Source organism: Halalkalirubrum salinum, assembly GCF_005543295.1.
GTDB classification, from domain to species: domain Archaea; phylum Halobacteriota; class Halobacteria; order Halobacteriales; family Haloferacaceae; genus Halalkalirubrum; species Halalkalirubrum salinum.
Map to the genome: position 1 here is coordinate 1 of NZ_SRSG01000037.1, position 14,615 is coordinate 14,615.

Below are 14,615 nucleotides of genomic sequence, written 5' to 3' on the forward strand. Positions count from 1 at the left end.
TGCGGCGGTTCAGATATCACTACAATCACGATCGACCGAACCAGGCATTAGATGGACGAACTCCTGCTGAGGAGGTGCTCAACTAGACAGTGCCCAACATCTAGAACCACCAAAAATACGGCATATGACTGAATTTATTCGACGTACTCGTAGCGTCGCTCGTTCATCCGGCCCCACCCAGTAAAGACGAACTCTTCGGATGGTGGGGTGAATTCCTCGACGTCAATGTCAGTCTCCTTGTCGTACTCGTGAACGTCGTGGACGAGTTCGTATTCGCCCCACGAGAGATCGTACCTGGCGTCGAGTTGCTCGTCAATATTCAGCCCCTCAATCTCGTCTTTCCATCCATCTTGGACGGTTTCGGCGTGGATTTCTGCCTGTGCGCCCGACCCATATGATCCGACGAGGAGCTTCGAGCCGACGAGATCGGCTCCAGTCTCAGCGCCATGTCGCAGCGCGCTCACGCGGGCGATATGAACCGAGCCAGTGTACCAGTTCCCGACAGTGCTAGACAGTTCCAGTGTCGGTTCGATCGTCGCGTCGTACCACGCCCGGTATTGATCGGTTCGCTTGAGATCGTCCATGTGGTCGCGGATAGCCGCCTCGTAGTCCTCGCGTGTCTCGAAATCCGGCTCGCGGGGTTGCCGGCCGATCTCACCCTCCAGTTCGTCTTCGATTTCCGTGTCGCGGATCATGTGCCGGAAGCCGAGCAGGCCGGCCTTGCGGACCATCCCGGGGAACGGCGTGTGGAACGGGATGTACGCGAAGTCGTCCGGATGGGTGTCCCAGGCAACTGATTCGAAATCTTCGAGCGCCTCGCGCATCCGCGCGAGGTACACCTGCATCGATCGCTTCCCGTCAACGGAGGGGAACTGCTGGTTCGGCTTCAGGAAGTCAGTCTCGTCCATGCTGCCATAGCCCTGTTCGGTCGAGAGTTCGACGACGCTCGGATCCTCGTCGATGAGCATCGCCACCGCGCCGGCTCCCTGGGTTGCCTCGCCTGGATCGCCGCGGGCGTACAGCGCCGTATCGGTCGCGATCACGAGCGCGGCGCGCCCGCGGTTCCGGCCGGCTTGGATCCAGTTGTACGCGTCGTCGATCGACTGGGTCCCCGCAACGCAGGCGAACTTCCGCTCGCCTTTGTTCGCGTGTCTGAAATCGCCCTCGTACACCTGCTCGAGACAGCCGGCGATGTACGTCGACACCGGCTTCGAATGGTCAAACGCCGACTCGGTCGCGACGTCGATCCGTCCGATATCTGCGGGTTTTAGATCGTGTCGATCCATCAACTGCTTGGCTGCGTTTGCCCCCATCGTGACGATGTCCTCGTACGTATCGGGGAACGAAGAGGCATACAGTCCCAGGCCCTTCGTGTACTTTTCGGGGTCATCGCCCTTCACGGGCGCGAACGTGTTGGGCAAATCGAGCATCAGCTTCCCGGTCCAGATCTCGATGGCGTCTATCCCGACTGCGGTCATAGGCGAATCTTCTACTGCGGGGGATATTGGTTTGTCGATAGGGATTTCGACGATCGTCGATTATTCCGGTCTGTTACTACTCAAAAGTTGCTCAATCGAACATTTAATCCGGTCACTTCAGCTACTACCCTGCCCACCGTTTTGACCGCCACTACTGCCTTGGCCACCACCGTCTTAGCTAGGGACCGCAATGTAGAACGTTGAGACTTCAGTCTCTGATCGAAGTGAAAATATGAAGAAATCTCCGCGTGGATCATTATCAAAATCGAATTCTACTCGTAAGTAGTTACCAGTTACGTCAATTTCAGTACTCTTACTATTGGGAATTGAATTTAAACTAATCGTCGTAGTATTACTGGTATTTACGTCTCTGAATGTAAGCGTAGCATCTCTCGCTGGATCATTCCCAGTCCCCTGACCAGAGTAATAGAATGGTAAACGAACGCTGTCAATTGTGATTGTTGTTGAAACATTTGGATCAACTGCAGCGGGATTGTCTAAATAAACAGATACATTTCGATTATTTCCATTACCTGTTACTTCTGTACGATTATAAACTAATTGATACCTTCCCGGGTCCTCTGGGTTAATGTCGCTCGAGCCATCGTTGTCATCTCTAGAATCGCCCGATGTTCGCTCTTCAACATCGTACCTAACAGTACCACATCCATCACAGTCGATCGCCGAGTCAATCGACAGTTCGATCGCACCCTCCTCTGCGTCATCAGCGACAGTAAACCGTACCTGTCCAGAGCTATCGGTTGTTTCATTCTCATCGCCCTCAATTCGAGCAGAAGAATTCACAGAGACACGAACGTCTTCGATCGGGTTGTTGTACCGATCGCGAACCTCGGCCGTAATTTCCTCACCTTGACTCACGTTCTCAGAGCCAACAGGGACGATGTATGCTGGCTCCTGGCTGTCTTCCTCCGCAAGACCGACCTCGGCCATCCGCAGCCGGTATGACATGTCGTTCGTCGAATTCAGCTCAATTCGAACCTGTGAGTCACTCACGTTTGTGATCTCTGTGATTGTCTCCTCTCCAACCTCTTCGAAGACCTCATTCCACATCGCCTGATTCCGCGTTGGAATTGTAATCGTAATCGGCTCGCCATCTGAACTGGCCGTGACAGGTACGGTTCGAGTTCCTGCGCTGTTGGGATACAGATCGATCGACTCCCGCTCAACGCCATCGGCGTCGATCGACCCACGGAGCGCGAACAGATCGATCGTTGTCGTGTTTCCGCTAGTTCGCACGAGCGGTTGTGCACTCTCGGCCAGTTGGGTCCCCTCTCGATCGAACTCGTTGTACAAGAAGCCGTGTTCGTACACCGTCCGCGGGGGGGTATTGTATTCGCTGTAGCTGGGCTCGTAGGCAATCGTGTTCGTCGTGTAGTTGCGCGTGGTCCCGTTCCAGAAGCCGTTTGTCACGCCGGAACTTGCGTTCTCGATCGACACGGTCCCCTCCGTCGTAGATAGTGAACCTGTCGCTGGTGGCGGGTTCACGAACGCAACTCGAGTTGGATATCGAGTACCGAGTTCGATTGTCGTCGATCGCGATGCACCGTTACCGGCGACCGATCGGAGCTCGCTTCGCAACTGTTGCATATCCTCTTGGGCGTCGAGGCTGTGTTGAAACTCGACCTCAGCATTCTCAGCGGGGATAACCTGTGCCTGCCAAATCGCTAAAAACACGATGATGATACCGAAAATCAACACGGCTCCGACCTGTATGGACTGCCCTCGATCGTCCCCGATACTCCGCATTCGACAGTATCGAGGCTGCCCAGTAATAAAAAGCACCGCCTTCGAGTATCACAAACGATACCAATCTGGCGGGCCGACGGCGATAGCCCGGAAAATCCGAATCTCAGTCCTCTTCCACGACCTCAGGATCGCTCAACGCGCTCTGGAGGCTATCGAGGCCATTCAGCCACTCTGCGACAAGCCCGTATTCTAGTTCCTCAGCAATCGACATGTCAAGCGTCTCTCCATCGATGATGAGCGTCCCTGCCTGTACAATGTACCCGAGCGCCGCGTCGAGTTCTTCTTGGGATTCAGCGTCCGCCGCGGCGGTGATAAATGCCGAGACGGGCTCATCGCTGCTTGGTCCGGCGACGATATACTCCTCCGCGGCATAAAATACCGGGACGAGGCTCGTCTGGACGCCGTCGATCAGGATCGTCTTCTCTTCGTCCTCGAACTCAACCTCCTGCAGGACGATCTCGCGGATCTCGGCCAGTTCCTCGACCGCGCGGTCCTCGTCGATCCGGCCGTCGTCGAACGCCGAGAGGACCTTAACGATCGCGATCGCGGCGTCGTCCTGGAGATTAATCAACAGCCGCGCGGAGTCCTCGTTGTCTGGATCGAGCTCTTCTTCTTCGACACGCGTGAGCCAATTCTGCCAGCGTTCGGCCGAATAGAACGTTTCTGGGGCTTCGTCACTCATGTCAAGACTGTCCGGGCCAGCACTCAAAGGCCTTTCTTTGTCGTGGATGTGCGCAAGGCAGTGACAGTCGACAGGGCGATTCAACAGAGTGTGTGGTTGGTTGCTCCCGCTTGAACCGACAGAAACCATTAGGAATCGAGCGTCTCACCGGATCCGTCGCGATCGAGCGTCCCCACAGTGTCAATACCATACACGTCTGCCGGCGTTTGGACGTGGGCAACCTCAACAGCCGTCGGGTATCCCTGCTCCAACAGCCAGCGAACCCGCCGCGGAACGGTCTTCGGACCGAGCACAGCACCAGGGCGATCGGGCTCGTCAACAAAATCTGTCTCCATTAAAAACGGCGCGTCGGCTGCAGTAGTTTTGTCCGTATCCGATTCGGTCGTTTCTTCCGCTTCAGCCGCTTCGGTCCTTTCAGCCGCTTTGGCGGCGATCTCAAGGCGATCTTTGTCGCTCATCACACTTGGGATCGGTCCTGCCAGCCGGCCGCCGGCGTAGTGTTTCACCACTCGGTCGGCGGGCAATCCTCGCGATTCGGCCCACTCGGTGATCTCAGTGAGATCTTCAGTTGCTTCCGTGTGGAGTTGGACCGCGCACCCGACCTCCGCACCCCTTGAAAACGTGTGATTCATGACCGCGTTCGATGCGTCCCACACCGCGTCAGCTACCTCGTAGTGCGGACGACCAGATTTCAACGCTAGCGCCGACCCGTCCGCAACGTACTCCGTGGCCACATCAATACCACCAATCATCAGTTCGCGTGCCTCCACAGGAGTGAACCCACGCTCGTCAACGAGTCGAGAGATGAGGCCGGGATGCACCCCCAACACCGGCCAGGCCCGGCCGTCGAGCACTTCGCTGGCGGCGTCGACGATGTCGATCGTCGTCTCAAACACCTCGCGAAAGTCCTCGGGGTCGTCGGCCTCAACCCCGAGGTGCCAGGAGGGTTTGTTCACGACCAGCAGATGAGTCCCCCCAAAACGAGCGAAGTCTTTGACTGCGTCGAGGCCCCGGCCGCGATCGGGATCCAGATGCAAATGATTGTCAAGAACGGGCGTATCGAGTGTCTCCATACCCGACAGATACGGCCACGGCGACAAAAATCGGTTTGTTCGTGACGGCACAGTACGGCTTGACGTGGACGTCTTAGTCGAACGTGAACTCCACGGCCCGGTTGTCGCCCCGGTCGGTCGCACCCTCCAGCGACGCGAAGCCCTCGTGGAGCTGGTCGTAGGTATCCGCGAGCGCCTGAACGATCACCTTGGTGTCGCTGAGCACCGGCATGAAATTCGTGTCGCCGCTCCATCGCGGCACGACGTGGGTGTGGAGGTGGTCGTCGATCGATCCCCCCGCACCCTGTCCGAGATTGAGTCCAGCGTTGATCCCGGTTGGCGAAAAGGCGGCTTCCAATGCCTCAAACGTCCGCTGTTTCAACAGCGCGTGGTCGAGTAGTTCCGCCCGCGGGAGCGATTCGTACGTGTCAGTGTGGCGCTGTGGGATGACCATGACGTGACCCGGGTTGTACGGGTAGTTGTTGAGCAGGACAAGGCTGTGTTCGCTACGGGCGACAAGGTGGTTTTCACGGTCATCCGTCCGATCGACAAAGACGCAAAACGGACAGCCGTCGATCGGGTCCTCATCTCGTTCAACCCACTCGATTCGCCAGGGGGCAAACAGCTGCTCCATCTCAGTCAAATCCGTGGATGCCCGCGGTGGTCACCTCACAGCCGTCTTCAGTGACGATCAGGGTGTGTTCGGCCTGACTCACCAACTGCCCATCATCCTCTTTCAATACCGGGTAGCCTTTGACGACGTTCGCCATCTTGAGTCGCCGAAGTGCCATTTCTGATCGTGATCCCTCAAGCCACCGCGCGGCGAACGGCAGATCGTCGAATGCCGCGATCTCTTCGAGGACCTGGCGGGCGCGACGATCGCGGACCGAGCCATCCGAAACCTGTTCATAAATCTCCTCGTCGGTCCCCTCCGAGACCTTTCCGCGGCCGTCGGTGGCGAAGGGTTCGATCGCGACGACATCGCCGACTTCGAGTTCGACGCTGCGGCTGACCCCACGGTTCGGAACGTTGGGGCCAGTGTGTGCGTCGTATCGCTCAACACCGTGTCCAGAGAGATTCAACACTGGCGTGTAGCCGTAGCCGTCGATGACCGATTCGATCTCGCCACCGACGTGACCGGTTTCGACGCCGGGGCCGACTGCATCGATCGCTGCCTCGAGCGCCTGCTCGGCGGCTTCGACCAACGCTGGATGACCGCTGTGGTCGACAGTCACTGCCGCGTCTGCGATGTACCCGTCGACGTGAACTCCGATGTCAAGGCAGACCATCTCCTCGCCGAATTCGGTGTCGTCGTCGCGGCCCGGCGTCGCGTGGGAGGCTTCCTCGTCGATACTGATGTTAACCGGAAAGGCGAGTCCTGCGCCGGCCTCTCGGATGTAGTCCTCGGCGTACTCGGCGACCTCGAGATGCGTGGTTCCGGGCTCGACCATTTCGCGAGCCTCGTTCATCGCCTCGACGAGGATCGCACCCGCTTCTCGGTAGCTATCGACAGTGTCGTCTTCGAGCGATCCAATGCTCATGCCCCGAGATTCGGGTGAGGTCGGCAAAGAGGTTGCGGGAGCGGGCGAGAAAGTGGCTGCGAGAGTGGTTTGTCGAAACTCGGCGAGAACGCGATTAGTGGTGAGAATCCAAGTGGTGGTTCGAGACAGATCTATATATCTATATGTACGGCTCTTAGCAACCGTTTATCTGATTGAAAACCTCAGTAGAGATGTTGAATGACCGTCCCAGTTTTCAGTGAATCGATCGAATCCCAGCATCTTCGTCTTGATCCGAGTACGTACGAGAACGTCTACATCGTCGGTGACGTCCATGGGTGTCTCAGTGAGCTCACCGCGTTACTGGAATCACTTTCGATCACCGACGAGGACCTCGTCGTCTTCGTCGGAGACCTGGTCCGAAAGGGACCTGACAGCCGTGGCGTGATCGAATTCGTCCGAAATAGCCCGAACATGTATTCCGTTCGCGGAAATAACGAGGAGAAACTGCTTCGCGGGGAAAAGGTTCTCTCGGGGTTGACTGCCGACGATCTTGCGTGGATCCAATCGCTTCCGGTCGCAATCTCGTTCGAGGACACGCTTGTTGTTCATGGCGGCGTCGATCCACGGATGGACCTCGCCGAGCATACTGTCGATGATTTACAAAACACGCGATCGATCGCACCTGGTGGCGGGTACAATCGACCGTTCTGGTTCGACGAATACGCCGGCCCCCATCGGGTGTTCTTTGGACACACCGTTCTCGAAGCGCCGATCGTCCGCGAGTACGCAGTCGGACTAGATACCGGATGCGTGTACGGCGGCTCACTCACGGCGTACGACTGGCGGGACGATTCGGTGGTTGAGCACGATGTGTCGAAGACCGTACAAGAGCGGAAGGACTCAAAATTCGTTTCACCGGCCCCCACGCCAACCCCTGCACCATGACTGAGAAGAGATGAGTGACACCAGCGAGACAGCGAAGAATTCCGACGAAACGACAGCCAATCATAATGACCGATCGGACTGGCCACACACGCCGCCGATTGTCGCCGAAAGCGATCTTGACGTGGCTGCAGAGACGCCAGTAGACGATCCTGCATTGTATCTCAACCGCGAGCTGAGTGAGCTATCGTTTCAGTATCGCGTCCTCCACGAGGCGAGTGACGATCGAACACCTCTACTCGATCGGATGCGGTTTCTTGCAATTCTTAACGGCAATCTCGACGAGTTCTTGATGAAGCGAATCGGTGGGCTCAAACAGGGAATTGACGCCGGTGTGACTGATCGGACTGTCGATGGCCGGACACCGAAAGCCCAGTGGGAAGAGGCACTGGCGTTCGCACGAGAAATCATGGACCGTCAGTCGACTTGTTTTCACGAGTCGGTTTTGCCAGCGCTCAAAGCTGAGGGAATAGCGATCGTTTCGTATGAGACGCTGTCGGCCAATCAACAGTCGTCGCTTCGGTCGTACTTCGAGCGATCGATCCTGCCGACCCTGACCCCGCTGACATTCGATCCCGCCCACCCATTTCCGTTCATTTCGAACCTCAGCCTCTCGCTTGCGGTTGTCACGAAACAGGACGGAGATGACAAGAAATTTTCTCGCGTGAAAATACCACAAAACCGCCCGCGGCTTGTTCCGGTTGAACAACCGCACAGTGCGTCTGTGATTGATGGTGCGGAGCCGCGGTTCGTCCCGATCGAACAGGTAATCGAACACAACCTCGATCTACTGTTTCCGAACGTTTCGATCGAACACGTATCGACGTTCCGGGTGACACGTAACGCCGAGATCAGACGGAATGAGGACGTTGCAGAGGGCCTCATCGAAATGATCGAAGACGTGCTCAGACAACGCCGCTTCGCGACAGTCGTTCGGCTTGAAATCGCCGATGACATGCCCACTGAGGTTCGAGAGTTGCTCGTTGAGCAACTCGGTCTCACAGAACCAGAGGTGTTCGAACGGCGCGAACCGCTCGCACTCGAAGACTTCAGCCCGCTTGTCAAACTTAACCGCCCCGAGTTGAAAACCGAACCGTGGACGCCGCAGCCACACCCGCGCTTCGTCGGTCTTGACGCTGACGCGCCGGCTGAGCTATTCGAAGAAATCAAACGCGATGATATCCTCGTTCACCATCCGTACCACTCGTTTTCAACAACCGTCCAGGCGTTCCTCGACGCCGCTGCCCATGATCCAGACACCCTCGCGATCAAGGCAGCAATCTATCGGACCGCGCCAGATTCACAGGTAATTCGGAGTCTCATCGAGGCGGCAAAGAACGGCAAACAGGTCGCCGTAATGGTCGAGCTAAAGGCTCGGTTTGACGAAGAGAACAACCTCCGGTGGGTCAAGCGTCTCGAAGAAGAGGGTATCCACGTCGCCTACGGCACAATTGGACTCAAAACGCACAGCAAGGTCGCTCTCGTCGTTCGCGACGAGGGAGCCGACGAAGGCGTAAGGCTCTACTCACACGTCGCCAGTGGCAACTATCACTCTGAAACTGCGAAGACGTACGTCGATCTGGGGTTGTTTAGCGCCGATCGTGACATCGGCCAAGACCTCGTACGGCTGTTCAATTCCTTTACTGGCCACTCACGACGAGAATCCTACCGAACACTACTCGTGGCACCCGAGACTCTCCGAACACGGATCACGGAGTTGATCCGCCGGGAGCGATCGAACGCCGAGGCCGGTATCGATGCGAAGATCACCGCAAAAATGAACGCGCTCGAAGATCCCGAAATTGTCCGCGAACTGTACGAGGCCGCCAAGGCAGGGGTCAAAATTGATCTTATCGTCAGGGGAATCTGTCGGCTCAGGCCGGGGCTCGAGGGAGTGAGTGACACGATCAGCGTCCACAGTATTGTTGGACAATTCCTCGAGCACTCGCGAATCTTCCGGTTCGAAAACGACGGCGAACCCCAACACTTCATCGGCTCAGCCGACTGGATGACCCGAAATCTCGATCGCCGGGTCGAAGCGGTAACGCCCGTAACTGATCCGGATCTCAAAGCCGAATTAGACGTGATCCTCGAAACGATGCTCGCAGATAATCGGCTCCGATGGATGATGCAATCTGATGGGTCATACGTCCAACAACAGCCCGAGGGAGAGGCGGAACGAGACACCCACCAGATACTCATGCAACGGGCGAAAGACGCTGCACCTCGGGTCGATCGTGACGCAGATCAATCAGACAACGGCCGGCGAGAACCGAGCGTCGATCTTGAGGAGGTATATCTTGAGGAACCCTACGATCCCTGATTGTCAACCGTGGGCAGTCGTTAGCGCTCGACAACGCTTGTCTGCATCTCGTCGCTGTTGAACGCGCTTCCTGCGCCCGATCGATCGAGCACGATGACGCCGGCTGTCGATCCGGTCAGTTCGGCGAACTCCTCGATCGCGAGTTCGGCGGCCGCCTGTGCGTCCAGGCCACGTTCGAGGTGACCGACTGCCCGCCGCGAGAGCGTGGTCTTCGCGATGTCTTCGCCCGCGCCCGTCGCGCTCGCTGCGCCCGCAGCAGAGGCGTAAAACCCCGAACCGATCTGTGGGACGTCGCCGACGCGCCCCGCAAGTGCGAACGATCGCCCGCCGGTTGAGGTAGCCGCAGCGAACGTCTTGCCGTCGAAGGCGACCGCGCCGACGGTGTCGTGGTCTGTGGCCGAGTTCTCATCTGTATACTCGGCAGTCTTGTTCGGTTGGCCGGCCTGATCGGCTCCCGTTCCGAATCGCGATCGGAGCCACGCGAGGTGCTCGCGGGGAGTGCCATCTGGTGGGTTCTCCGATTCGTACTGCGATCGCGTCCGATCCGTTCGAAGGTACATATCAGTCTCGATCCCGAACGCCGCCGCGAGATCGACTGCGTGTTCGCCAACCACCAGGACGTGTGGGGTTTCCTCGCAGACAACACGAGCCACAGAGACGGCGTGTTCGACCCCGGGCATCGACGCCGCCGCACCCGCTGTCCGATCGCTCCGCATTAGTCCCGCATCTGTCCGGACGACCCCGTCGGACTGAACCGCGCCGCCGTAGCCGGCGTTGAACCGCTCGTCTGACTCGAGAACACGAACTGCGCGTTCGATCGCGTCGATCGGCCGATCCGCGTCAGCACCGCGACGAACCGCTTCGTCGAGTGTCTCTTGTCGCGGAACGGGCTCGTCTGCTGTGCCGCCGGCACCGCCGTGGACGATGACTCGCATAGGAGAAATATTTCGACGACAGGATTAACCCCTGTGGAAGCCGGCACCGATCGCTGGTGTGGTGTCAGAGTGGGCCTCATTGCAGGAGCGATCGTCGACGACATAACGGAGACTGGAACCTATAATTCCTTTAATGACTTATATTGCGGGTTGGTAACAAGATATTTCGGCGATAATACGCGGATAACGGCAGGACTTTTACTTTGCCGTGGAAAGCCACAGGCGTTTATGAGCGACGAACTCATCGAAGTTCCTGAAGACGGTCAACAGATTACACTGGCCGACGAGGAAACCGGCGAGCTCAATGTCCCCGAGAATCCAATTATCCCTATTATTCACGGGGATGGAATCGGAACTGACGTTGGACCCGCCGCACAGACCGTGCTTGATGCCGCAGCAGAGGCAACCGGCCGATCAATCGCGTGGATGCGCGTCTACGCTGGCTCGTCCGCGCGCAAAAAGTACGACGAGAATCTCCCTCAAGAGACTGTCGACGCGATCCGCCACTACCGTGTCGCAATCAAAGGCCCGCTCACGACGCCGGTCGGTGCTGGCTTCCGGAGCCTGAACGTCGCCCTGCGAAAGAAACTAGATCTATACGCGAATGTTCGCCCCACCTATCACCTCAATGGCGTTCCGTCTCCCGTCAAAGATCCCTCGGCGATGGACCTGATCACCTTCCGTGAGAACACCGAAGACGTCTACGCTGGAATTGAGTGGGAAGCCGGAACTGACGAGGTCGAACAGGTCAAGGCCTTCGTCGAAGACGAGATGGGCTTCGATTCAACAATCCACGACGGGCCAGTCGGAATCGGTATCAAGCCAATCACCGAATTCGGCTCCAAGCGGCTCATCCGCGAGGCGATCGACTACGCGATCGCGAACAATCGCGACACAGTCACCCTCGTCCACAAGGGCAACATCATGAAATTCACCGAAGGGGCGTTCCGCGACTGGGGATACGAGGTCGCTGAGGAAGAATACGGAGAGAACGTCATCGTCGAGGATGAACTGTGGGATGAGTACGACGGCGAGCAACCCGACGGCACCGTCGTCGTCAACGACCGTATCGCTGACAACATGCTCCAACAGCTCCTGACCCGGACTGGCGAGTACTCGGTCATCGCGACCATGAACCTCAACGGCGACTACATGTCCGATGCCGCTGGCGCCCAGATCGGCGGCCTCGGGATCGCACCGGGTGCGAACTTCGGCCACGGCCGCTGTCTGGCCGAGCCGGTCCACGGCTCCGCACCGAAGTACGCCGGTGAGGACAAGGTTAACCCAACGGCAATGATTCTCTCGGGCCGTGAGATGCTCGATTATCTCGGCTGGCACGACGCAGCAAACCTCGTCCGCGACGCCGTCGAGGAGACGATCTCCTCGGGGAAAGTTACCTACGATCTCCACCGCCAGATTGAGGGCGGCGAGAAGCTCTCGACGAGCGAGTTCGCCGAGGCCGTCGTCGAAAACATCGAGACGCTCGCTAACTGACGAAGTAGACGGTACTATTCAACGCGGTATTTACCCGACCTGCTGGCCCTTTTACCCGGAAGGCAGTGGTCGAGCACTCGTGAAGTCCGAACAAGCGAGGGCTCTTGTCGGGACCGCCTACTGTCAAAATTGTTGATAGGAAGACATATTTTTGTACCTCCTCAACAAATATTTCCGTTATGAGTTTTAAAACATCACTCAGCCGAGCAAAATACGCAGCTATTGGGGCCGCGGTTGGTGCTGCCTTGGGTGGACTGCTCAGCCGAAATGCAGCAAGTACCGGCGGTGCCGTAGGTGGGCTTGTTGGCGCGTCGCTCGCAGAATTCCACCTCTCTGATGTCGTTTCGCAGGCAAAACAGAAGGTCCGCGTGGCGGATAGCTAACGCTGAAGATCACACATAGAGACGATTCTGTCATCGCTCATTCAGTCGCGCTTTTTCAACACCCGAACCCGATCGATGCGCAGCTCTTCGACCCATGGGGCCGACAAGTCAGCCTCGCCGATGCGGTTGACGTGATTCGAAAATACGAGGCTAAAGGGTCGCGCGTCATCGGCAGTGAGACACGCACGCTGGGAGCCAGAGAGTGTTTGGGTTGCAATTTGGCCCCCGTTGAAATACCACTCGATCCGATCTTCGAACCACGCACAGCCATAGGTATTCATCGTCGCAGTGAGATCGCGGCCAGTCTGGTGTGCAATCGGATCGTGGCGGTGGGTCGATTGATCTCCTGGGTGTCCCGAGTCGCTCCAGTGAACGTCAGCGTTCAGCGTCTCGCGCTCGTTCGACGAGCCGTCCTGAAAGAGCTCGACGACATCGATCTCTGGGGGCCACGTGGTGTCTGCAGGGTGCATCCAGAAGGCAGGGAGGATACCGACCCGCCCGGGGAGCTGCATGGTTGCCTCGACGTACACCGGCGGCGATGGATCGATCGCGATCCCCTCATCCGGGTGCCACGGCTCCCCGCCAACGCTTGCATTGATAACACCCTGATAACAGCCATCGGGACCGGCCCCCTCAGATTCGATCCGGAGAACGCACGTCCCATCCTCAATCATAACGTGTTCGTCGCTCACGGCCGCGTCGTCGTCTGGAATCCACGCTTCGCGATCGATGAAGCCGACCGCCCAGCGATCGGTGTCGAAGCTCTCCCACGTCTCATCGACAATGACTTCCCAGTCGCCGTCAGGATCGGCCGATTGGTCGCGGTCATCCGTTGTACAGCCAGCAAGGCCGACGACCCCGATCGATCCGAGTGTGGACAACAGCCGCCGCCGTGGGGTGGATTGATCGATCACTCACGACCACCGAATCGGATTGTATATAGCAGTATGTGATACATTCCGAGATACTCGGCTATTCGGCCCAGTCAGGGTCAACACGAGGTGGACTGAAAATATCGAGGCCAAATACCTCCTCAGTGCCACGGTTTTCAGCGCTGTGGGGTTCGTCGCTGTCCAACACGTACGAGTCACCTGGGCCGACCTCAATCGCTTCACCGTCAGCGACAAAAGTCACCGTGCCCCGGATAATGTAGCCGACCTGTTCGTGGTGATGGCTGTGTTCGGGCACGATCGCACCGGGTTCGATCCGAAAGCTCTGGGCGCTCATCTCCTCGCCCGCGGCGAGTTGATCAAGGTGAACGTGGTCGACTGGCTCTGCTTCGTCGTCAGTGTGGTAGGTCACAACTTCCATATCAGGTACGTGGTGAGCAGATTCAAAAACGTCTCCGCTTAGTCTCCGGTATCAGCAGTCGGGGTGCAGAGCGATGTTCCCCGGAGGATTGAAATCCGATCGCCGACCACCGTGTCGTATGTACGCGGTCGTCGGCTGCAATAACTGCAACACGATGTGGCTCGTAACCGATCCACGAGAGGCGAAAACCGCAACCTGTCCGCGCTGCGGGAAGCGGCATCAGACAAAGAAGCTCAAGCGATTTTTCGAGTCCGACGATCGCGCAGCCGCACAGGAGGCCCGGGCCGCTCTCCTAGCCAAAAAGCACGGTGACTCCGAAGCGTTCGCCGATGTCGCCCACACTGCCGAGTTGGAACGCCAAGCTGAGAATGCAGGGGTGAGTGATCGGGAGTATCTCGAGGGCGCTGGACTGAACTTCGATGAAATCGAATCAGCGAGCGAGCAAGGGACCGGCTCGAAAAGCCGGGATGAGCTCGTTCGGGAAGCAATCGACCGTGCAGGCGACGATCGGCCGACAGAAACGGAGGTAGTGGCGTATGCGGTCGATCGCGGGGTTCCGCGTGAGGCGGCTGAAAAACTGCTCGATCGATTGGTCCGATCGGGCGAAGCGACAGAAAGCGGCGGTCGGTATCGGCTGCTGTGAGGTGGGTGGGCGCGTCGGCTGCTGTGAGGTGGGTGGGCGCGTCGGCTGCTGTGAGATGGGTGGGCGCGTCGGCTGCTGTGAGATGGGTGGGCGCGTCGGCTGC

14 protein-coding genes and 1 pseudogene are annotated in these 14,615 nt (G+C 58.0%); 6 read left to right on the plus strand and 9 right to left on the minus strand.

Annotation, left to right across the window (positions count from 1 at the left end):
- A pseudogene (locus E5K03_RS12395) lies at positions 1 to 86 on the plus strand (IS6 family transposase); the annotation flags it as partial.
- A 48-nt stretch (positions 87 to 134) separates the two neighbouring features.
- On the opposite strand, the gene hmgB reads toward E5K03_RS12395, so the two are convergent.
- From hmgB to map, 6 genes are all read right to left on the minus strand, one after another.
- Positions 135 to 1,478, minus strand: coding sequence for a hydroxymethylglutaryl-CoA synthase (gene hmgB / locus E5K03_RS12400; RefSeq protein WP_138007139.1), 1,344 nt, complete (start codon positions 1,476 to 1,478; stop codon positions 135 to 137).
- Between the two features lie 174 nt (positions 1,479 to 1,652).
- Complete coding sequence (locus E5K03_RS12405) at positions 1,653 to 3,245, minus strand: Ig-like domain-containing protein (RefSeq protein WP_138007140.1); 1,593 nt, start codon at positions 3,243 to 3,245, stop codon at positions 1,653 to 1,655.
- Positions 3,246 to 3,348: 103 nt separating this feature from the next.
- Positions 3,349 to 3,927 (minus strand): DUF2150 family protein, encoded by a 579-nt coding sequence (locus E5K03_RS12410; RefSeq protein ID WP_138007141.1) that lies wholly within the window; start codon positions 3,925 to 3,927, stop codon positions 3,349 to 3,351.
- A 128-nt stretch (positions 3,928 to 4,055) separates the two neighbouring features.
- Positions 4,056 to 5,000, minus strand: a complete 945-nt coding sequence (locus tag E5K03_RS12415; RefSeq protein WP_138007142.1) for a TatD family hydrolase — start codon at positions 4,998 to 5,000, stop codon at positions 4,056 to 4,058.
- A gap of 73 nt (positions 5,001 to 5,073) precedes the next feature.
- Positions 5,074 to 5,613: an HIT family protein gene (locus tag E5K03_RS12420; protein WP_138007143.1), complete on the minus strand. Its 540-nt coding sequence runs from the start codon at positions 5,611 to 5,613 to the stop codon at positions 5,074 to 5,076.
- Position 5,614: 1 nt separating this feature from the next.
- A complete protein-coding gene (map, locus tag E5K03_RS12425; protein ID WP_138007144.1) occupies positions 5,615 to 6,520 on the minus strand; it encodes a type II methionyl aminopeptidase in 906 nt (301 codons plus the stop codon).
- Positions 6,521 to 6,718: 198 nt separating this feature from the next.
- Here map and E5K03_RS12430 point away from each other — a divergent pair, with 198 nt between their 5' ends.
- Together E5K03_RS12430 and ppk1 are read left to right on the plus strand one after the other, a co-directional pair.
- The gene (locus E5K03_RS12430) at positions 6,719 to 7,426 is read left to right on the plus strand and encodes a metallophosphoesterase family protein (protein WP_138007145.1); all 708 of its coding nucleotides are present in this window, start codon (positions 6,719 to 6,721) and stop codon (positions 7,424 to 7,426) included.
- A gap of 10 nt (positions 7,427 to 7,436) precedes the next feature.
- Complete coding sequence (gene ppk1, locus E5K03_RS12435) at positions 7,437 to 9,746, plus strand: polyphosphate kinase 1 (protein WP_138007146.1); 2,310 nt, start codon at positions 7,437 to 7,439, stop codon at positions 9,744 to 9,746.
- Between the two features lie 20 nt (positions 9,747 to 9,766).
- On the opposite strand, the gene E5K03_RS12440 is transcribed toward ppk1, so the two are convergent.
- Complete coding sequence (locus tag E5K03_RS12440) at positions 9,767 to 10,681, minus strand: isoaspartyl peptidase/L-asparaginase (protein WP_138007147.1); 915 nt, start codon at positions 10,679 to 10,681, stop codon at positions 9,767 to 9,769.
- 228 nt (positions 10,682 to 10,909) lie between these two features.
- Here E5K03_RS12440 and icd point away from each other — a divergent pair, with 228 nt between their 5' ends.
- A complete protein-coding gene (gene icd, locus E5K03_RS12445) occupies positions 10,910 to 12,175 on the plus strand; it encodes an isocitrate dehydrogenase (NADP(+)) (RefSeq protein ID WP_138007148.1) in 1,266 nt (421 codons plus the stop codon).
- 179 nt (positions 12,176 to 12,354) lie between these two features.
- The gene (locus tag E5K03_RS12450; protein WP_138007149.1) at positions 12,355 to 12,558 is read left to right on the plus strand and encodes a glycine zipper domain-containing protein; all 204 of its coding nucleotides are present in this window, start codon (positions 12,355 to 12,357) and stop codon (positions 12,556 to 12,558) included.
- Between the two features lie 41 nt (positions 12,559 to 12,599).
- Here the strand turns inward: E5K03_RS12450 and E5K03_RS12455 are convergent, their stop codons facing one another.
- Both E5K03_RS12455 and E5K03_RS12460 read right to left on the minus strand, forming a co-directional pair.
- Positions 12,600 to 13,472, minus strand: a complete 873-nt coding sequence (locus E5K03_RS12455) for a glycoside hydrolase family 16 protein (protein ID WP_138007150.1) — start codon at positions 13,470 to 13,472, stop codon at positions 12,600 to 12,602.
- Positions 13,473 to 13,530: 58 nt separating this feature from the next.
- Complete coding sequence (locus E5K03_RS12460; RefSeq protein ID WP_138007151.1) at positions 13,531 to 13,869, minus strand: cupin domain-containing protein; 339 nt, start codon at positions 13,867 to 13,869, stop codon at positions 13,531 to 13,533.
- A gap of 118 nt (positions 13,870 to 13,987) precedes the next feature.
- Here E5K03_RS12460 and E5K03_RS12465 point away from each other — a divergent pair, with 118 nt between their 5' ends.
- Positions 13,988 to 14,512 carry a DUF5817 domain-containing protein gene (locus E5K03_RS12465; RefSeq protein ID WP_138007152.1) on the plus strand — a complete coding sequence of 175 codons (525 nt, stop codon included), beginning with the start codon at positions 13,988 to 13,990 and terminating at the stop codon, positions 14,510 to 14,512.
- Positions 14,513 to 14,615 lie beyond the last annotated feature (103 nt).

Excerpts from the sequence above, each read along its gene's own strand:
- E5K03_RS12415 (WP_138007142.1), bottom strand. The coding sequence starts at position 5,000 with ATGGAGACACTCGATACGCCCGTTCTTGACAATCATTTGCATCTGGAT.
- E5K03_RS12410 (WP_138007141.1), bottom strand. The coding sequence starts at position 3,927 with ATGAGTGACGAAGCCCCAGAAACGTTCTATTCGGCCGAACGCTGGCAG.
- ppk1 (WP_138007146.1), top strand. The coding sequence starts at position 7,437 with ATGAGTGACACCAGCGAGACAGCGAAGAATTCCGACGAAACGACAGCC.
- E5K03_RS12405 (WP_138007140.1), bottom strand. The coding sequence starts at position 3,245 with ATGCGGAGTATCGGGGACGATCGAGGGCAGTCCATACAGGTCGGAGCC.
- E5K03_RS12450 (WP_138007149.1), top strand. The coding sequence starts at position 12,355 with ATGAGTTTTAAAACATCACTCAGCCGAGCAAAATACGCAGCTATTGGG.
- icd (WP_138007148.1), top strand. The coding sequence starts at position 10,910 with ATGAGCGACGAACTCATCGAAGTTCCTGAAGACGGTCAACAGATTACA.
- E5K03_RS12460 (WP_138007151.1), bottom strand. The coding sequence starts at position 13,869 with ATGGAAGTTGTGACCTACCACACTGACGACGAAGCAGAGCCAGTCGAC.
- map (WP_138007144.1), bottom strand. The coding sequence starts at position 6,520 with ATGAGCATTGGATCGCTCGAAGACGACACTGTCGATAGCTACCGAGAA.
- E5K03_RS12420 (WP_138007143.1), bottom strand. The coding sequence starts at position 5,613 with ATGGAGCAGCTGTTTGCCCCCTGGCGAATCGAGTGGGTTGAACGAGAT.
- hmgB (WP_138007139.1), bottom strand. The coding sequence starts at position 1,478 with ATGACCGCAGTCGGGATAGACGCCATCGAGATCTGGACCGGGAAGCTG.
- E5K03_RS12430 (WP_138007145.1), top strand. The coding sequence starts at position 6,719 with ATGACCGTCCCAGTTTTCAGTGAATCGATCGAATCCCAGCATCTTCGT.
- E5K03_RS12440 (WP_138007147.1), bottom strand. The coding sequence starts at position 10,681 with ATGCGAGTCATCGTCCACGGCGGTGCCGGCGGCACAGCAGACGAGCCC.
- E5K03_RS12465 (WP_138007152.1), top strand. The coding sequence starts at position 13,988 with ATGTACGCGGTCGTCGGCTGCAATAACTGCAACACGATGTGGCTCGTA.